The following is a 17,515-nucleotide window of genomic DNA, read 5'->3' as shown; positions in this document are numbered from 1 at the left end:
CCGTACTCCTCAGAACACATGGTCGAGCGAGATCGCAATGGCCTTGGCGTTGCCCACAAAGGGGAACGCGGACTTGTCCTTGAAAACGTCGTACTGGAGTTTCAAGGCGCTGTCGGCCCGGAAGTCCCAGCGCAGCGTGGCGATCCAGGTGTTGTGCTTTTCGTTGGCCGTGGGGTCGTCCTTGAAATCCTCGCTGAAGCGCGAGTAGGTCAGCATGGGCAGCCAGTCACCAAAGCGGTAGCCGGCGCTGAGGAAGTAGACGTTGTAGATGTCTTTCGGAGCATCAGGCCGGACGAAGCGATTGATCTCGCTGCGCAGCACGAAGTTGCCATGGTCCACATTGGCGGTGATGCCGTAGAAGTTCTGTTTCACCCCATCCTTGTTGACGCTGCGTGCGGCACCGGTGCCAAGAAAGCGATCCACCTTGTTGCTCATGGCCACGAAGCGCAGCGAGCCCCAGTCGTTGCTCAGCTCGACGAAGCCACCAAAGATGCCTTTCCACTTCTCCTCGACCTTGTCGCCGTAGTAGATCTGGCCCAGCATGCGGTTGTCCTTGTCCGACTCGCTGCCGGCCCAGACATTGGCGGACACGGAGATGCTGCCGATGCTGCGGCGGTACTGCAGATTGGCGCCGTTGTAGGCCACGATCTGCCAGCCATAGAGATCGCCCGGCGGCCGGATCCACGGGTAGGCGTAGCCGACATGGAAAAAGTCTGAGTAGCCAAACAGGGGCAGGCGCTTGCGGCCGGCCTGCAGGGTCAGGCTCTCGTTCAGGTTCCAGCTGGCATAGGCCCAATCGAGCGTGGGCTTCATGTCGTTGGCGGCATGGCCGGTCAGCTGGCCGGTGAAGCTGATGCTGTCGCTCGGCCGATAGATCAGCTGCACGCCGGCGCGGCTGTCAGGCTTGAGCGAGATGGAGTCGCGGTAAATGCCGACGTCGGGGTAGTTGGCGATGTAGCAGGGGCACTTGAAGCCGTAATAGTCCTGCTTGACCCCGGAGATGGTCTTGCCCATCCCCAAGGTGGCGAAGCCTGAGAAGCTCCATTCATCGGCATGCGCCGATGCGCCGGCACCGGCCAGCCACCCTCCCACCAGAACCCAAGCGAGGGCCGATCGGCCCTGTGATGCAAAGCGCATGGTGAACTCCTGATACTGCCTAGGGGTCAGGTCATGATGCCACTGCTTGCATTTGTGCGGTAGCCGCCCTACGTGCCATCGACGCCACAGCCGAGGCGCGCTCGTTGGGGCCGCAGCGCGCAAGAATCGGGTGGCCAGGGCTTGCGTGGAACCAGACACTGAGTCCATGAACCAGAGCCCCACGACCTTCTGTATCTCACCCCTCCAGCGCTACTGCGTGCGACCGATCGCTGCCGACTTCTTGCGCCGCGTGCGTGAGCAGGGCCTGGACGATCTGGGCCAGCCTGTGGAACATCACATCGCCCAGGGCGGCGAGCCTTGCCGCGATGTGCTGCGGCGCGCGCATCCGGGCGAGGCCTTGATCCTGGCCAGCCACAGCCCGCTTGCGCTGCCCGGGCCGTACCGCGAGTTCGGCCCGGTGTTTGTGCGCGCCGCGGCGGCGGAGTCGACGGCGCCGCTGAGCGCCCTTCCGCTGCAAGGCCCGCAACCCTATCTGGGCCCGCGTTTTGTCTTGCGCGCCTATTCGGCGCAAGAGCGCATCGTCGATGGCCAGGTGGTCGAGGCCCACGAGGCCGAAGCTCTGTTGCAGCAGCAGTTCGCCCGTGCCGAGGTGGCTTTCGTGCTGGCCCGATTTGCCGGCTATGGCTGCTTTGCTGCCCGCATCGAGCGGGTCTGAAATTCGGGGCCCTCGGCGCTCTGCCCTCGCGCACTACATGCCCTTGAAGCGGCCGCGATGGCTGCGGCTCACCGGCACCACTGCGCCTGGAGCGCGCAGATGCAGTTGCAGGTCGCCGTTCTCGCGCCGCTCGACGCGCTCGATGGCACGCGCGTTGACCACCGTGCCGCGATGGACCTGCCAGAACAGCTCGGGATCCAGCGCTTGCTGAAGCTCACCCAGAGGCGTGCGCAGCAGCAGGGTGGTGCCTTCGAAGCTCTGCACCCGGGTGTGGCGCAGCTCGGAGCGCAACACGGCCACCTGCTCCAGCTCGATCAGGCGCAGGCTGTTGCCGATCCAGGCTTGCAAGAAGCGCGGGCCCGTGTCCGTGCCCGTGACCGTGCCGGCGTCGGGCTCCTGCGGGCGCTGCGTCAGGCGCGTTTGCAAGCGCTGCACCGTCAGCGCCAGTCGGGCCGGCGTGAGTGGCTTGCGCAGATAGTCCACCGCGGCGTGTTCAAAGGCTTCCAGCGCGTGCTCGGCATGCGCGGTGACAAAGACCAGCCGGGTCTGTGGTGGGGCCAGCCGGGCCAGGCTCAGGCCATCGATGCCGGGCATGCGGATGTCGAGAAAGGCGATATCGGGTTGCCAGTGGTCCAGCAGGCGGCGCGCCTCGCTGCCGCTGCTGGCGCTGGCCACGATCTGCAACTCGGGCCAGGCCTCTTGCAGCAGGCAGCGCAGCTCTTCGAGCAGCACCGGTTCGTCGTCGGCGATCAAGGCGGTGGGGGTGGGCGTCATGAATCTGCAGGGGTGGTGTGGCCCAGGGGCAGTTGCAAGAGGGCCTCGGTGCCTTCGCGACCATCGGTCAAAGGCTGGAGTTGAAACTCGGCCGCATGCCCGTACAAAGCGTGCAGGCGCTGGCGCAGATTGACCAAGGCCAGACCGTGGCCAGCCTGGGGCGAGCGGGCTTGCAGCGCCTGGCCGCTGTTGTACACGCGCAGCCGCAGATGGGTGTTGCTGCGCGTCGCTTGCAGCAACAGCTCGCCACCGCCTTCGCAGGGCTCGATGCCGTGCACGATGGCGTTCTCGACCAAGGGTTGCAGCAGCAGGGGCGGCAGGGGCAAGGCATGCAGCTCGGGGGCCACCTCGATGCGGTAGCGCAGGCGCGGGCCCAGGCGCAGGGCCATGATGGCCAGGTACTGCTCCACGATGTGCAGCTCGCGGCCCAGCGTGGAATCCGCAGTGCGCACCTCGGGCAGCACCGCTTCGAGGAAAGCCGTCGTGCGGTCCAGCAAGGGCAGGGCCAGGCTCGATTGCTGGCGCACCAGTCCGCGCAGCGTGGCCAGGGTGTTGAAGAGAAAGTGCGGCTCGATCTGGGCTTGCAGCAGTTGCAGCTCGGCGCGCACCCGGTCGCGCTCCTGCTCCAGGTCTTGCTCGCCGGCCAGGCGGCGGCTGCGTTGCAGCAGCGGCAGGCCCAACAGCAGGCCGACAAAGCCCAGGTGCAGGCCGGCGCGCGCCAGCGGCTCGCCCTGGGCCCAGCGGGGCAGGTCCAGCAACTGGCTGCGCAACTGCAGATCGAGCTGCCAGCCCGCCGCTGCGCCAGACAGAACGGCGAGGGCGCACAGGAGCAGGGCCAGCGCCCAGCCGTGGCGCTGCAGGCGGGCATCGGCGTGCAGGCTCAGCGCCTTCAACAAGCACTGGCTCAGCGCGCAGCCCGCCCACAGGCTCAGGGCCAGGCACCAGGCGGCGTGCTGGGCCCAGAAGGCTGCGCTGAGACCGAAGCCCAGCAAGCCCAGGCCCAGCTGCGGCCAGAGGGCCGGGCGGCCGAACTCCTCACGCAGAGCCCGTGCGGCCAGGGCAGCGGGCGCGCGCGGCCCGGCCGCTGGAGACGGGGCCCTCACGGCGGCGACAGATGCTGGGGCTGGCGCGGCAGCAGCAGCGCGTGCTCGGGCCCTTGGGTTTCGGGCACGCTGTCGGGCACGATCTCCAGCTTGAACTGGGTGGCACGCAAGACCCCGCCGCCGGTCAGCATGGTGCCGAAATGCAGGGAATCCACCTCTTTGGGAATCTGCAGCACGACCGAGACCTCGCGCCAACCGAAGCTGCCCTTGAGCGGGCGCAGCTCCATATTGTCAAAAACGCGGCCGATGTCCTGACCGACATCGCCGCGCAGCCAGATGCCGCCCCATTGCGACAGGTCCTCGCCCTGGACCTGTGCACTCAGGCGCAGGCGCTGGCCGGCGTAATCCCGTGCCTGGATGCTTTGCATGGCGGTGACAAAGCCGCGCGCATTGCGCTTGCAGTCGAGCAGAAACACCTTGGGCGTGGGGGCGCCTGCGCGGGGCTCGGTGGTGCTGCGGCAGTCGACCGCATCGCCGGCCCGGAACCAGCCCTGGGGCAGTGGGTTGGGATCGGCCGCCAAGGCCGTGACCATCAGGGCCACCAGGGGCGCCGCGATCAGAGCTCGCAGCTGAGAGGACGTGGTTTTCATGGGATCTCGCTCGCCTTCGTCAAAAAGAGTTCGCACCGGTGTTCCAGACCTGGAAACGAAGCGAAGCGTAGGCGGGGACCGGCATTGTCAGGTCCTGAGGCGGCGAAGCCCGCCCCAACGCGCACGAGCGGTCGCTCGGCGCACATGAGCCGTGAAGTGTGAGGAGTGAGAGGGAGAGGGGCAGGCGCCGGCTCAGCGCCCACCGCTCATGCCATAGCGCTGGGCCAGGCGGGCCACGGTGCCGCGCTGGATCAGGCGGTTCAGGGCTTCGTTGATGGCGGCGAGGCGCCAGGGTGAGCCGGGGGAGACCAGGCATTGCGTGTCGGTGATCGAGAAGCTGCGGTGGCTGATGTGGAAGCGCTCGCGTTCCTCAGGGAAGCGTTTGAAGTAGCCGGCGATCTCCACCTCGGACGTGATCAGCGCATCGGCCATGCCCAGGCGCAGGCGGCGGAACAGCAGCTCGACCTGGCGTTCATCGAGGCGGGTCACCTGGCCACTCTCGAACGCGGCCTGCAGCTGCGGGAATTGGTAGCCCAGCAGCACGGCGATGCGCTTGCCCTGCAGATCGCTCAGGCTTTCGAAAGGCAAAGGCTGGGCCGCCAGCGACACCACGCGCTCCACCTGGGGCACGACGGGGACGGTCCAATGCGGGCCGGCCACGGGAATCCAGTGCGGGCTGTAGTAACAGGCGATGTCGGCCTCGCCGCCCATCACCGTGCTCTCCATGCGTCGCCGCGCGACCAGCAGATGCCGGGCCTCGGTGCCCAGCTCGGCGGCGATCAGATCGCCCAGGTCTTTGAGAAAGCCGCCGCTCAGCCGGTTGGGCGGGCTGATGCTGAGCAAAGGGAAGGCCATGGCCTCGGTGTGAGCCACGCGCAGGGCGGGCTTGGCGGGGGCCGAGGCCGCGGTGGCCTGGACGGCGTCGGCCTGCGGCCCCGCCCAGGCCATGGCGCTGAACCAGAGGCCGACCTTCAAGAGGTGTTGCAGTCTTCGCATCAGTCCCGGCTCCACAAGCCCTGCGAGCCGCGCCGCACCTGGGCCAGCAACTGTGTCAGCTGAGCCTCTCGCTCGCCCAGCGGCAGGCTGGGCCAGATGGCCTCTCTCAGCGCCGCTTCTCCAGCCGTGTTCAGCACCAGCCAGGCGGTCAGCAGGGGGGCGGCCAGGCCGCCGCTGCAGGTGGCCACCGGGCCATGGGCATGGAAGGCTTCCTGTTCCAGCACCCGCACGCCGGCCTCCAGCAGCCAGGGCCGAGTGGCGGCATCACAACAGGCCGGGCTGTCGCCCAGCAGCCCCAGGCGCGCCAACAGCAGGCTGCCGGAGCCCAAGGCACCGAGTTGTTGGCGCAAGGGGTCCAGCTGCAGCCGGTCCAGCAAGGCCGAGTTCTCGGCCACGGCGCGGTTGTAGAGGCCGCCGACAAAGAGCACGGCCTCGGCCTCGTTGGCCCATTCCAGCGGGCGCTGCAGCGGCTGTTGCAGGCCATGCATGGAGCTGAGCATGGTGCCCGGCCCACACAGCTCGGCGCTCCAGCCGCGGGGGCGCAGCTGGTTGAGCAGGGCCAGGGGGATGAAGGCGTCCAGCTCCTGGAAGCCGTCGAAGCAGACCAGGGCCACCCGCGTGGCGCCGGGTGCGTTCAGACCGGAGGGGGTGACTTCACGCATGGCCCGATTGTGAACCCGGGGTTACATTGCGCGCCACTCCCGGCGTTTGTGCGCCGGCTTCCGGTTCCTTGTGGGCCCATTTTTGTTGCCGTTTTGGTTTGTCACCCATGTCCGCCATTCCCTTGAATCCGCCCCTGGCCGTCCCCATCGACACCCGCCGCTGGGCCTGGTTGCCGCCGGTTGGCAGCTGGGGCTACTACGCCCTTCTGTCCGCCATCGGCATGTTGCTGCTGGGCCCCTTGGGTGGCATCGCCGCGGCCTTCATGAACTTCTCCATCGGCTTCTATGTCGGCGGCCAGGTGCTGGCCGGCATCCTGGGCTCGGTGGTCACCTACGGCTACGGCGCCGAGGGCAAGCATGGCGCCAACTACATCCAGACTACGGCCGCGTCCGTGGCCGGCATGATGGCCATGAGCACCCTGATCCAGGCCATGGCCTGGATGGGCATGCCTGAAGTGCCGGCCTGGCAACTGGTCACCTACATGCTGTGCATCGGCATGATGGCCGCCGGCATCGGCATGCTCTACACGCCCATCCTGGTCGAGCGCATGCAGCTGACCTTTCCCTCGGGTCTGGCGGTCGCCAACATCCTGCGCGCATTGACCGATCCGGTGCTGCTCAAGCAATCGGTGTCGCGCCTGTTCGGTGGCATGGGGGCTGGCCTGATGGGCGGCATTGGCGCGGCCAAGCTGGCTTTTCTCGGCGCGATCGAGCTGTCGGCTTCCACCTTCGGCGCCGGGCTGATCGTCGGTGCCCGGGTCGGCATTCCGGCCATCGTCGGCGGTGGCATCTTCTGGGCCTTGGCACCTTATTTCGTCAGCATCGGTTGGCTGAAGGAGGGTGAGCCCTTCCGCAAGATTGCCTTTCTGATCGCCCTGGGCCTGATCCTGGGTGCGGCCATCGTGGATCTGAGCCTGATCTTCTGGCGTGTCGCCCGCCGCCTGAGCCAGCCGGGTGAGCGCATCCTCGTGCCCGAGGAACAGCGCACCGGCCCGCGCGCCAGCCTGCCGCGCCTGCTGGCCTGGGTGGGCGTCTGGACCGTGGCCACCATCGTCTGCGGCGTGCAGTTCTTCAACGAGCCCCTGGGTTACATGATCCTGGCCGTGGCCCTGGTCTATCTGTTCGTGATCGTCAACGGCATCTCCCTGGGCCTGACCGATTCCAACCCCATCTCCAGCGCCTTTGTCGTCACCGTGCTGATCCTGGCCAGCATCGGCCTCAAGGACCCGATGCTGGGCCTGATGGCGGCCATGGTGGTGTTCGTCTCGGCCAGCGTGGCCGGCGATATGCAGCAGGACCGCTCCACCGGCTGGCGCCTGGGCTCCAACCGGACCCTGCAGTTCCGCTTCCAGGTGGCCGGCCTGCTGCTGGGCTCGGTGCTGGCCGTGGCCGTGGCCAAGTTCTTCATGACCGCCTACCCGGTGCTGCAGCTGGACCAGACCGTGATGAGCGCTGACCAGGCGCCCGCGCAATGGACCTCGGCCATGACCTACAAATTCGTCGGTGCCCTGCGCAGCCTGACCGAGCCCAAGCCCTACCAGACGCAAGCCATCCTGATCGGCGTGCTGATCGGCTTTGCGACCGAGCTGCTGCGCAAGATCATCAAGGCCAACAAGGGCTACCAGCGTTTCGCGGCCGGCAGCAAGGCCGGCTTCGCCACCGATTTCATGCTCGATGCGGTGGTGCTGCCCAGCCCCTACGCATCGTCCTTCGGCGGCTTTGTCAATCTGCACACCTCGATGTGGTTTGCTGCTGGCGGCGTGATCTCCAGCGCCATCAATACCTTGGCGCCCAAGCCCAAGGCCGGTGAAGAGCAGCTGCCCGATGACATGAGCAGCACCTCCCTGGTCGGCGGTGGCTTGATCGCCGGCGACGCCCTGGCCGCGCTCGGCCTGGGCCTGGCGGGCATGGCCGCGGTGCTGGGTTGATCGGCCATGGCTGAGCTGTCACCCGCCGACGTGGCGCGTGTTCGCGCCCTGGTCGAGCGCGCCGATGAGCAGGCCGACGAGGGCGAGTTCGAGGCCGCGCTGGACCTGTTCGAGCAGGCGCTGGAACTGCTGCCCGAGCCCTGGTCTGCCCATGCGCAGGCGCAGACCCTCTTGTTCTCCATCGCCGACATGCAGTTTCTGCTGGAGGACTTTGAAGCCAGCGGCGACACCTTCAGCGCCCTGCTGGCCAGCTTTGAGTCGGCCCGGGCGGAGCCCTTGCCGCAGCTGCGCCTGGGCCAATGCCTGGTCGAGCAGGGGCGAGAGGCCGAGGCGCTGCCCCATCTGCAAGCGGTGCTGAAGCGCGCGGGCGAGCAGGCGTTTCGTTATGAGGAGCCGAAGTACCTGGCGCTCGCTCGACGCCCTTGAAGGCCAGGGTCTTCGGACGCGCATTGCGGGCACGCACCGCCGGTGACTTTTGGCAAGGCACGCCGGCCTGGACACACTCCGGCGTCCCTGGCTGAAACACGGTGCCTCTGTCCATGAATCTCACCCGCGCTTCCATCCTGAAACGGCTTCGGCCCTGCAGCCTGACGGTGCTGGTGCTCGCCTGTGCCGCTGCCAGCTTCCCTGCCCGCGTGGTGGCCCAGGAGAAGCCGGCCCATGAACAGCAAGCCCGGCTGCCCCGGGTGAGCGAAGCATTGCAGCTGGACATGCAGACCGAACGCCTGGTGGGCGAACAGGCCCGCAACCCGGCGGAGGCTGTGTTGCGCGTGCCGCTGCGGCAACAGCTCCTGCTCGACCCGCAGGGCCGCTACCGGCTGGAGACCGACAGCGTCTACCCCGGCCCGATCCGGTTTCAGTTTCTCGAGCTCGGCCTGCCCGAGGGCATCAGCACGGTCGACCTCCTGAAGTGGCGGCAAGGCCTGGCCATTTCGCGCCTGCCTGCTGCGGTCGCCCGCGAGCGCTGGGCCGATCACGAGTTTCTGGTCCCGGCCTGGCTGCTTCAGCGCTTGAGCGCGGTGCGCGGCGAGCCGGCCGCTGACGGCAGTCTGGCCTTCACGGACGCTGCCGGTCGGCCGGCACGGCTGGCCCTGGACGGCGCCAGTGGCCGGGTGCTCTGGGCCCGCAGCGCGGGGCGGCGCTATGAGTACAGCGACTACGAAACCCTGGCCGGCGGGCTGCAGCAGCCGCGCCGCATCAGCGAGCAGCGCGGCGAGGCGCCGGCCTGGGTCTGGCAGGTCCAGGCCGTGGCGGCGCCCAACACCAAGCCGGCGGCCTACGCCCTGCCGGCCGGCTACAGCGACGCGCCCGCCGATGCAGCGGGCCTGCGTGCCACACCGCTCGGTGGCGGCAGCTACCGGGTCGATGGCTTGAGCAGCGGGTATCACAGCAGTTTCAGCATCGGCAGCCAGGGCATCGCTGTCTTCGACGCGCCGGTCAGTCCGGCCGAGGCGGCCGCGGTTCGCGCGCTGATCGAACAGCTGGCGCCCGGGCGCAAGGTCAGCCATGTGGTGCTCTCCCATGCCCACCGCGACCACATCGCCGGGCTGCCGGCCTATCAGGCCGATGCACCACAGGTGCTGGTCGGCCCCGAGGCGCGCCAGGCTTTGCGGCGCCAGCTGGGCAGCGCCTGGGCCGCCTGGGACGAGCGCGTACAGGAACTGCAGGGCCCGCACACGCTCGATCTGGGCGATCGCCGCGTGCAGCTCTGGCCCCTGGCCAGCCGCCATGCCAGCGATATGGTGGTCGCCTACGACAGCCAGTCTCGGGCCTTGTTTCAGGGCGATCTGTTCTACATCCCCGAGCTCGGCCCGGTGCCTCCGGCCTTCGCCACGGGCCAGGAGCTGCTGGACCTGATTCAGGCCCAGAAGCTGGATCCGGCCTGGATCGTCGGCGTGCACGGCCGCTCGGGCACCCTGGCCGAGCTGCGCCAGGCCTTGGCCTTGCGCGCGCAGGGCATTCGTCAGCAAGGGCGGGGGTTCGGGGCGCCTTGATCGGTGCCTTGGCAGCCGTGTTGGTGGGCGCAGGCCCTGGCAATGCGCAATAGGCTCACATCAGAATCCGCTGCAGGTTCCAGTTCGCGGCAAGGCCCGTCCACAGCGCGAACACCGAGATGTAGGCGACGCAGACACCTGCGAGCTTCACGCCCGTCAGCCATGGCCTGCCCTGGTAGATGCGCTGCAGCGTCACCGCGCTGAAGGCCAGCACCACGGCCGCCAGTGAGCCCCCGCTGATCCAGGCCACACCTGGAAACCAGCGCGCCAGCAGCACCTGGGCCGTGATCAGGGGCAGCATGAAGCTGTGCAGATGAAGTGAGGCGACCATGTGCAGGCCAAAAGCCTGCTTGCGTGGCCAGTACACCAGCAGCAGGAGCAGCGCCAAGGACGGCGGCATGGCCAGGAACACGGCCTGGCGAGTCATCTGGTTGTTGCTTCTGCGAGCCTGCTCCAGATCCTTCAGCAGCTCGGGGTCGGCCGAGATCCGCCGCTGCCAATAGACACAACGCTCGGCAGGCAGGCTTTCGCAAACGAAGCGCCCGTCCTTCACGCCGATCTTGGCATGGACGAAGGACACTTGATCGGTCGGTTTCTCATGGGCCGGCCGAACCCAATGCACCAGCCCCACGCAAAGCAGGCAGATGCTCAGGAACAGACGCAGCGGTGTGAGGTAGCGCCGCCTTTGCCCGGCCAGGTAGGCCAAGGTCAAATGGCCGGGGCGAAGCAGGCCGCGCATCGTGCGCCACAAGGCACCTTCCGTCGCCAGCAGGTGCCCCCGTACTCCTTGGCGAAGTCCGCCAGCGTAGGCACGCGTAGCGCGGTCTCCTGACCGCAGGCCGGGCAATACGCCGGTTGAGGATCGGGCAGGTGTCGCCGCGCGGGTCGGCAGCCACGGGTTCGGCGCTTGCGGTCGTCATAGGGGCGCGATCATAGGGTCACGCGCCCGCTTGGCTGGGCCTGGGCCTCAGTCTTCCACCAGACTCGGGAGCATCCAGGCCGTCTCTTGGCGGCGCCGACAGCCGTCCGGTGCTGGCGCACCTTCGGGCTTCGCCCTCTTGTCTACTCAGTCCTCCAGCAGACTCCTGAGCATCCAGGCCGTCTGTTCATGCACCGTCAGTCGCTGGGTCAGCAGGTCGGCGCTGGGCTCGTCGCTGGCTTTGTCGACGGCGGCGAACAGGCTGCGCGCGGTGCGGGCCACGCCTTCATGGCCCTCCACCAGGATGCGCACCATCTCCAGGGCTTTGGGCGGTTGGGTCGGGGCGTCGGGCAGGCTGCTCAACTGGGCAAATTGGGCGTAGGAGCCCGGCGCCACATGGCCCAGCGAGCGGATGCGCTCGGCGATCGGGTCGACCGCGTTCCACAGCTCGGTGTACTGGGCCATGAACATGGTGTGCAGGGTGTTGAACATCGGCCCGGTCACATTCCAGTGGAAGTTGTGCGTGGTCAGGTACAGCGTGTAGGTGTCGGCCAGCAACTTGGACAGACCGGCGGCAATGGCAGCACGGTCCTTCTCGCTGATGCCGATGTTGATGCTGGTGCCGGCAGCGGACTTGGCGATGGACTTCTTGGCCATGGCGACTCCTGTTCAGAGAGGAAGGGGAAGGGCGAAACCGGGCGCTTCAGCGGCCCTGGCTTGCGGACACTATAGAGCCGTCAGAAGGCGGCCGTGTTGCTGCACCTCATGCATGAAGCGACGGCCGAGAAGCCGGCCCTCGCTCAGCCTTCGCGTCGCGCGGTCTGCGCCGCTTGAGGCAGGGCCACCGCCAGCGGGTGGCGGGCGCCGGCCTGGGCAATCACGGCCTCACGCAGTCCCGCCATGTCCTTGAGATTGAGAGGCAGCCAGAACCAGCGGGATTGGCCATCCACCTGCAGGCGCAGATGCGGCCACAGCAGGTAGCGGGCCGGCTCCACCGCGGCAATGTCGGACCAGGCGATGCGGCGCCAGCGGCCCCAGCTGTCAAAGCTGCGCAGGCCCTCGGACGTGACGGAGAAGCGGCAGATGGCCACCGGAATGCTGACGATGAGCCCGCACAGCAGGCCCATGGCCAGGTTCAGCAGCAGATCGGGTTTGCGCAGCGGTTCGCCGGTGACGAGGGCATGGCCCACGGCCACGGCCATGACACCGGCGGTGGTCAGCGCGGTTTGCTGGCGCCAGATGGGAAAGAAGGCGTAACGGAAGTCCAAGACGGGTTCAGGATCAGAGCATTGAAGCGGCGAATTGTGGGCCGCCGGGCTCGGGCGGCGCAGCGGGATTGCCCGCAGGCGCCGGCAGTCCCGACCGGCTTTGCCGCAGCAGGCCCCGGCTCACGCAGGCCTGCGGGGCGCTCAGCAGCTCACCGAGCTCAGCCAGCTCGGCGCAGGCGGCGCTGGCGCTGAGGCCCACCCAGGTGTTGCGGCCCGCGCGCTTGGCCATGTAGAGGGCCTGGTCGGCCAGGCTGACGACCTGCTGCCAATCCAGGCGCTCGGCCTGGCTGGGGATGAAGGGCAGGGCGGCGAAGCCGACCGAGCAGCTCAGGGCCAGGGTCGCATCGGCTGCGATGGCAAAGGGCTGTTGGGCCACGGCCGCGCGGATGCGCTCGGCGAACTGCGGGCCGGCCTCGGCGTCCACGCCGCGCGCCACGACCAGGAACTCCTCACCGCCCCAGCGCACCAGATAGTCCGATTCGCGGCAGGCGCGGCGCAGGCGCTCGCGCATCTGCACCAGCACCGCATCGCCGGCCGGGTGGCCCCAGTCGTCGTTGACCTGCTTGAAGTGGTCGATGTCGACCAGCAGAAAGACCAGGTCCGACTCGGTCGGGCGTGGCCGTTCGGGCTGGCGCCGCCAGTCCTGATACAGGCGCAGGCATTGCGCCACCTCGGCGGCCAGGTGTTGCTCGAGAAAGCGGCGGTTGCGCAGGCCGGTCAGCGGGTCGGTCAGGCTGATGTCCTTGAGCGATTGGTAGGCGCGTTCCAGCTCCTGGTTCTTCTCCAGCACTTCCGCCTGGGCCTGGTGCAGATGGCCCAGGGTGCTTTCCAGGCGGCGGTAGTTGCGCGTGTTTTCCAGTGCGATCGAGCCGTAGGCGGCCAGGCTGCGGAAGATCAGGCGCTCGCGGTCGGCGTAGGCGAAGGCCTGGCTGGACTGGATGGACATCACGCCCAGCACCCGGTCATTGGCCAGCAGGGGCATGAACATGGAGCTCAGGGTCGGCTGCGTGCCCGGGGCCAGGTGCTGCGGCGTGTCCGGGCTGATGTCGCGGAACAGCTCGCAGCGCTCGCGGGCGCAGCGTGCCGCCTGGGATTGTGGCGAATCGCAGGGGATGGCAAAAGGCGTGATCGGCCGGCCGTTCTCGGTGCCGTAGGCCAGGCGCAGTTCCTGAGCCGCCTCGTCGAGCAGGTAGACGGCGAAATGGTTGGCCGTCAGCAGGCCATGGACATTGCGGTCCAGGGTGGCGTAGACCGCCTGCTCCTGCAGATGGGCGGTGATCTCCTGGCCGATCAGGCTGAGCTTTTCCAGCGTGGCGCCGGTCTGGCTGAGCAGCTCGGCGCGTTCGGCCGAGGCCGCGGCCAGCTGGCGCAGATGCTCGCTCTCGGCCGCCGTGCGTTCGGCCTGAAAGCGCGCCTCCATGGACATCAAACGCTTGCTGACGTCCTGCTTGTGCACGCTTTCGCTGGCCGCGCGCGCCCGCCCGGCGTAGTGATAGGCCTGCAGGCCATCGCCGAGCCGCGCGTACTCGCTGGCAATGGCGTCGAACACCGCGGGCGGCACATTGTGCTGGGCCTCGGGCGCGTACACGGCCAGGGACCGCAGCAGGTAGTGCAGGCTGGCGCTGGCCTCCTGCATGCCGGACGGTGGTGGCAGGGTGTGGCGCTCATGCAGGGTGGCCAGCACGCGCAAGGCCTCGCAGTGGTGATAGGCCAAGTGGCTGGGCTGGGCCAGGGCCAGGGCCTTCTCAGCCGTGGCCATGGCCTCTTCGGCACACCCCAGCTCGGACAGGCAGAGCGCGGCCACGCACATGGCATTGAGGCGCAGGTCCAGGCTGCGCGGGATGGGCCCCGGCGCCTCCAGGCGCAGGGCGGTGGCCAGGGCGGCTTCGGGCTGCTTCAAGTCGCGTTGCAGCTCGGCCAGGTACACCAGACCCAGGCTGTAGGCGCGTGAGCTTTGCAGCGGTGCCAGCAGGGCCAGGCCTTCGTTGAGGGACTGCTGCGAGGCCTCCAGCTCGCCCAGCCGGCATTGCACGGTGCTCACCTGCAACAGAGCCAGGCCCTGCACCAGCGGCCAGCCGGTCGGTCGCGCGCGGCTCAGGCTGCGCTGCATCCATTCCATGGCTTGGGCGTCGTCGCCGAGGTTGGAGAAGGCCACGCCCATGGTCGTCAGCGTCAGCGCAATCTGGCGCTGCAGGCCGGCACGGGTCAGCTCGGTGACGGTGTGGCTGCAAACCTGGAAGACGGTGCGGAAGTCCGAGCGCTGCAAGGCCTCGAAGCTCAGGAACTCGTTGCACATCACATGCAGGGCCGGGTGCAGGGCTCGATCCAGGCGCTCGCGCACATGCCGGCTCCACTGCGCGGCGGCGGCCGGGCCGTCCTGGCGCAGGGCCGCATGGGCAATGCAGAGCTGGGCAAACTCCAGCCGGAAATCGTCGTCGCAGCCCACGGCCACGCTGGCCGCGGCATCGAGCTCGCGGCAGCGCAGGGCCAGGTCGTAGCGGTCGCCGGCGATCTGGGCCAGCAGCAGATGGGCATCGGACAGCAGCCGCATCTCGCCCTGCTGGCGCGCCAGCTCCACCACCTGGCGCGCTTGCGCCTGGGCCGCGTCCAGCTCGGCGAACAGCCACAGGCATTCGGCCTGCAGCAGCTGCAGGCGCAGACGCAGACCCGCCGCCGTGCCGCTGGAATTCAGCGCATGGGCGACCGGGGCCTCTTGAAGTTCGGCCAGCAGCTGCTCGGCCAGCTGTTGCGCGCGCCGCGTCTGACGTTCGCGCAGATGCCAGGCCAGGGCCACGCGCTCGTGCACGCAGGCAGCGGCACCGGCCGCATGGAGGCGGGCCTCCAGCTCGGCAAACTCATCGTCGGTGAGGATCAGATGCATGGCGCGCATTCTGTCAGTCTGCACCTGCCAAAACGAAGGGCTCGCCGGTCAAGCGAGCCCTTCTTGCTGTGCATCAATGCCGCTTTCGCGGCACGGCGTTCAATGCGGCTGGTTGTGCGTGAATTGCAGCAGCATGCCCAGGCCCGCGGCGGCACCGCCGCAATGGATGGCCAGTCCGGCCAGCAGGCGCAAGTGTCGGCGCATCTTCAGGTCCATGTCTGACTCCCGGTTTCAGCGGCTGCCGAGCTCGAAGCGGTCCAGGTTCATCACCTTGGTCCAGGCCGCCACGAAGTCGCGGACCAGCTTCTCGCGGCCATCGGCGCTGGCGTAGACCTCGGCGTAAGCGCGCAGCACCGCGTTGGAGCCGAACACCAGGTCGGCACGGCTGGCGCTGAACTTCAGCGCGCCGCTCTGACGGTCGCGGCCTTCGAAGCGCTCGTCGCTCGCGTCGCTGGCCTTCCAGGCCGTGCTCATATCGAGCAGATTGACGAAGAAGTCATTGCTGAGCACGCCGACGCGCTCGGTGAACACGCCCTGCTTGCTGCCGTCGAAGTTGGCGCCCAGCACGCGCAGGCCACCGATCAGCGCCGTCAGCTCCGGTGCAGTCAGCGTCAGCTGCTGGGCACGGTCGATCAGCAGCGCTTCGGTCGGCGCACCGACCGGGCCGCGTCGGTAGTTGCGGAAGCCATCGGCCAGCGGCTCCAGCACGGCGAAGGATTCGACATCGGTCTGGTCCTGGCGGGCATCGACCCGGCCCGGGGCGAAGGGCACCTCAACGTTGACGCCGGCTGCCTGCGCCGCTTGCTCGACGCCGACCACGCCGGCCAGCACGATCACATCGGCCAGCGAGGCGGTGCCTGCGGCTTTCTGGATCTCGACCAACTTCGGCAGCACCTGGACGGCAGCCTGGTTGACGGCCCAATCTTTCTGCGGCGCCAGGGCCAGGCGGGCACCGTTGGCGCCGCCGCGCTTGTCGCTGCCGCGGAAGGTCGAGGCCGAGGCCCAGGCCACCGAGACCAGCTCGCTCACCGACAGGCCTGCAGCCGCGATCTTGGCCTTCAGGTCGGCAATGTCGGCCGCCGTGGGCTGGTGCGTGGCAGCGGGCAGGGGGTCTTGCCAGATCAGTTCTTCCTTCGGCACTTCCGGGCCGAGGTAGCGGGCTTTCGGACCCATGTCGCGGTGGGTCAGCTTGTACCAGGCGCGGGCAAAGGCCTCAGCGAAGGCTTGCGGGTTCTCGAGGAAGCGCTTGGAGATGGCACCGAAGGCCGGGTCGAAGCGCAGCGTCAGGTCGGTGGTCAGCATGGTGGGCTTGTGGAACTTGCCCGGGATGTGTGCGTCCGGAATGATCTCGGGCGCATCCTTGGCCACCCATTGCTTGGCGCCGGCCGGCGAGTGCGTCAGCTCCCACTCGTACTTGAAGAGGTTTTCGAAGAAGTTGTTGCTCCACTGCGCGGGCGTGGTGGTCCAGGTCACTTCCAGGCCGCTGGAGACCGTGTCCTTGCCATGGCCGCTGCCGAAATTGCTCTGCCAGCCCAGGCCCTGGGCCTCTAGGCCGGCGGCCTCGGGCTCGGGGCCTTTGTGGTGCTCGGGCGCGGCGCCGTGGGCCTTGCCGAAGGTGTGGCCGCCGGCGATCAGGGCGACGATTTCTTCGTCGTCCATGGCCATGCGGTTGAAGGTGATGCGGATGTCATGGGCCGCGGCCAGGTAGTCGCCGCTGGCGTTCGGGCCTTCCGGGTTCACATAGATCAGGCCCATGTGGGTGGCGGCCAGGTTGGCGTCGAGCTGGCGCTCACCATGGAAGCGCTTGTCGTCGGCCAGCCACTTCGTCTCGGCGCCGAAGTTGACGTCCTGATCCGGTTCCCACACATCTTCGCGGCCGCCGGCAAAGCCGAAGGTGCGGAAGCCCATGCTTTCCAGCGCCACATTGCCGGCCAGGATGAAGAGGTCGGCCCAGGAGATGCTCTGGCCGTATTTCTGCTTGATGGGCCAGAGCAGGCGGCGTGTCTTGTCGATGTTGACGTTGTCGGGCCAGCTGTTCAGCGGGGCGAAGCGCTGCTGGCCACGGCCACCACCGCCGCGGCCGTCCAGGGTGCGGTAGGTGCCGGCCGCGTGCCAGGCCATGCGCACCATCTGCGGGCCGTAGTGGCCGAAGTCGGCCGGCCACCAATCCTGGCTGTCCGTCATCAGCTTGACCAGATCGGCCTTGAGTGCGTGGTAGTCCAGCTTCTGGAAGGCCTCGGCGTAGTTGAACTGCTCACCCAGCGGGTTGGACTTGCTGGAATGCTGGTTCAGCAGGTCGACGCGCACCTGCTTGGGCCACCAGTCGCGGTTGCTGGTGCCGCCGCCGGCGACATGGTGGAAGGGGCATTTGCTTTCGGTGGACATGGCGCTTCTCTCCTGAGTGAGGGGGTGGCTGGGATGGATGGACTTTAGTTTTCTTCTATCAAACTCGCCAATTGAATAGTTCTAAACTGTGGATAGGCAAAACCTTGCTCGCCCTGACCCGCGCGCGCCCATTGGCTGAAGAAGGCGAAGAACCATGTCCCAGGGATGGAGGTCTTTGCTGTTCCTCTGGCGCCGCTGCATG

General features: G+C 68.0%; 15 protein-coding genes. 4 read left to right on the top strand and 11 right to left on the bottom strand.

Features of this window, described 5'->3' with window-relative positions; genetic code table 11:
- Positions 1–9: 9 nt before the first annotated feature.
- Positions 10–1,137, bottom strand: coding sequence for a hypothetical protein (locus tag OOB33_RS02985; protein WP_102768946.1), 1,128 nt, complete (start codon positions 1,135–1,137; stop codon positions 10–12).
- A 166-nt stretch (positions 1,138–1,303) separates the two neighbouring features.
- Here OOB33_RS02985 and OOB33_RS02980 point away from each other — a divergent pair, with 166 nt between their 5' ends.
- Positions 1,304–1,813 carry a DUF1203 domain-containing protein gene (locus tag OOB33_RS02980; RefSeq protein WP_271007599.1) on the top strand — a complete coding sequence of 170 codons (510 nt, stop codon included), beginning with the start codon at positions 1,304–1,306 and terminating at the stop codon, positions 1,811–1,813.
- 33 nt (positions 1,814–1,846) lie between these two features.
- On the opposite strand, the gene OOB33_RS02975 is transcribed toward OOB33_RS02980, so the two are convergent.
- The 5 genes from OOB33_RS02975 to OOB33_RS02955 form a co-directional block, all read right to left on the bottom strand.
- Complete coding sequence (locus OOB33_RS02975) at positions 1,847–2,587, bottom strand: LytR/AlgR family response regulator transcription factor (RefSeq protein ID WP_271007598.1); 741 nt, start codon at positions 2,585–2,587, stop codon at positions 1,847–1,849.
- Complete coding sequence (locus OOB33_RS02970) at positions 2,584–3,690, bottom strand: sensor histidine kinase (protein ID WP_271007597.1); 1,107 nt, start codon at positions 3,688–3,690, stop codon at positions 2,584–2,586. Before OOB33_RS02970 ends, OOB33_RS02975 begins: the two co-directional genes overlap by 4 nt.
- Positions 3,687–4,280, bottom strand: coding sequence for a hypothetical protein (locus tag OOB33_RS02965; protein ID WP_165794652.1), 594 nt, complete (start codon positions 4,278–4,280; stop codon positions 3,687–3,689). The genes OOB33_RS02970 and OOB33_RS02965 overlap by 4 nt, the downstream gene beginning before the upstream one ends.
- 192 nt (positions 4,281–4,472) lie before the next feature.
- A complete protein-coding gene (locus OOB33_RS02960) occupies positions 4,473–5,276 on the bottom strand; it encodes a substrate-binding periplasmic protein (protein ID WP_271007596.1) in 804 nt (267 codons plus the stop codon).
- Positions 5,276–5,938, bottom strand: coding sequence for a DJ-1/PfpI family protein (locus OOB33_RS02955; protein WP_271007595.1), 663 nt, complete (start codon positions 5,936–5,938; stop codon positions 5,276–5,278). Before OOB33_RS02955 ends, OOB33_RS02960 begins: the two co-directional genes overlap by 1 nt.
- Positions 5,939–6,045: 107 nt before the next feature.
- Here OOB33_RS02955 and OOB33_RS02950 point away from each other — a divergent pair, with 107 nt between their 5' ends.
- The 3 genes from OOB33_RS02950 (at position 6,046) to OOB33_RS02940 (ending at position 9,860) form a co-directional block, all read left to right on the top strand.
- A complete protein-coding gene (locus OOB33_RS02950; protein WP_271007594.1) occupies positions 6,046–7,866 on the top strand; it encodes an OPT/YSL family transporter in 1,821 nt (606 codons plus the stop codon).
- Positions 7,867–7,872: 6 nt separating this feature from the next.
- The gene (locus OOB33_RS02945) at positions 7,873–8,292 is read left to right on the top strand and encodes a tetratricopeptide repeat protein (protein WP_165794653.1); all 420 of its coding nucleotides are present in this window, start codon (positions 7,873–7,875) and stop codon (positions 8,290–8,292) included.
- Positions 8,293–8,405: 113 nt separating this feature from the next.
- On the top strand, positions 8,406–9,860 hold the full coding sequence (locus tag OOB33_RS02940; protein ID WP_271007593.1) for an MBL fold metallo-hydrolase: 1,455 nt from the start codon (positions 8,406–8,408) through the stop codon (positions 9,858–9,860).
- A gap of 55 nt (positions 9,861–9,915) precedes the next feature.
- Here the strand turns inward: OOB33_RS02940 and OOB33_RS02935 are convergent, their stop codons facing one another.
- The 5 genes from OOB33_RS02935 to katG all read right to left on the bottom strand — a co-directional run bounded on the left by OOB33_RS02935 (position 9,916) and on the right by katG (position 17,313).
- Positions 9,916–10,611: a DUF3667 domain-containing protein gene (locus OOB33_RS02935; protein WP_271007592.1), complete on the bottom strand. Its 696-nt coding sequence runs from the start codon at positions 10,609–10,611 to the stop codon at positions 9,916–9,918.
- A 315-nt stretch (positions 10,612–10,926) separates the two neighbouring features.
- Positions 10,927–11,436 carry a Dps family protein gene (locus tag OOB33_RS02930; protein WP_271007591.1) on the bottom strand — a complete coding sequence of 170 codons (510 nt, stop codon included), beginning with the start codon at positions 11,434–11,436 and terminating at the stop codon, positions 10,927–10,929.
- Positions 11,437–11,579: 143 nt separating this feature from the next.
- A complete protein-coding gene (locus OOB33_RS02925; RefSeq protein WP_171826587.1) occupies positions 11,580–12,047 on the bottom strand; it encodes a hypothetical protein in 468 nt (155 codons plus the stop codon).
- A 13-nt stretch (positions 12,048–12,060) separates the two neighbouring features.
- Positions 12,061–14,928 (bottom strand): GGDEF domain-containing protein, encoded by a 2,868-nt coding sequence (locus OOB33_RS02920; protein WP_271007590.1) that lies wholly within the window; start codon positions 14,926–14,928, stop codon positions 12,061–12,063.
- Positions 14,929–15,159: 231 nt separating this feature from the next.
- Complete coding sequence (katG, locus tag OOB33_RS02915; RefSeq protein ID WP_271007589.1) at positions 15,160–17,313, bottom strand: catalase/peroxidase HPI; 2,154 nt, start codon at positions 17,311–17,313, stop codon at positions 15,160–15,162.
- Between the last annotated feature and the right edge of the window lie 202 nt (positions 17,314–17,515).

The organism is Paucibacter sp. B51, assembly GCF_027863535.1.
GTDB classification, from domain to species: Bacteria; Pseudomonadota; Gammaproteobacteria; order Burkholderiales; family Burkholderiaceae_C; genus Paucibacter_A; species Paucibacter_A aquatilis.
Note: the sequence above shows the minus strand (reverse complement) of the source record. Positions and strands in the feature narration are given on the sequence as shown.

Excerpts from the sequence above, each read along its gene's own strand:
- OOB33_RS02940 (WP_271007593.1), top strand. The coding sequence starts at position 8,406 with ATGAATCTCACCCGCGCTTCCATCCTGAAACGGCTTCGGCCCTGCAGC.
- OOB33_RS02980 (WP_271007599.1), top strand. The coding sequence starts at position 1,304 with ATGAACCAGAGCCCCACGACCTTCTGTATCTCACCCCTCCAGCGCTAC.
- OOB33_RS02985 (WP_102768946.1), bottom strand. The coding sequence starts at position 1,137 with ATGCGCTTTGCATCACAGGGCCGATCGGCCCTCGCTTGGGTTCTGGTG.
- OOB33_RS02975 (WP_271007598.1), bottom strand. The coding sequence starts at position 2,587 with ATGACGCCCACCCCCACCGCCTTGATCGCCGACGACGAACCGGTGCTG.
- OOB33_RS02960 (WP_271007596.1), bottom strand. The coding sequence starts at position 5,276 with ATGCGAAGACTGCAACACCTCTTGAAGGTCGGCCTCTGGTTCAGCGCC.
- OOB33_RS02965 (WP_165794652.1), bottom strand. The coding sequence starts at position 4,280 with ATGAAAACCACGTCCTCTCAGCTGCGAGCTCTGATCGCGGCGCCCCTG.
- OOB33_RS02930 (WP_271007591.1), bottom strand. The coding sequence starts at position 11,436 with ATGGCCAAGAAGTCCATCGCCAAGTCCGCTGCCGGCACCAGCATCAAC.
- OOB33_RS02950 (WP_271007594.1), top strand. The coding sequence starts at position 6,046 with ATGTCCGCCATTCCCTTGAATCCGCCCCTGGCCGTCCCCATCGACACC.
- OOB33_RS02955 (WP_271007595.1), bottom strand. The coding sequence starts at position 5,938 with ATGCGTGAAGTCACCCCCTCCGGTCTGAACGCACCCGGCGCCACGCGG.
- OOB33_RS02945 (WP_165794653.1), top strand. The coding sequence starts at position 7,873 with ATGGCTGAGCTGTCACCCGCCGACGTGGCGCGTGTTCGCGCCCTGGTC.
- katG (WP_271007589.1), bottom strand. The coding sequence starts at position 17,313 with ATGTCCACCGAAAGCAAATGCCCCTTCCACCATGTCGCCGGCGGCGGC.
- OOB33_RS02920 (WP_271007590.1), bottom strand. The coding sequence starts at position 14,928 with ATGCATCTGATCCTCACCGACGATGAGTTTGCCGAGCTGGAGGCCCGC.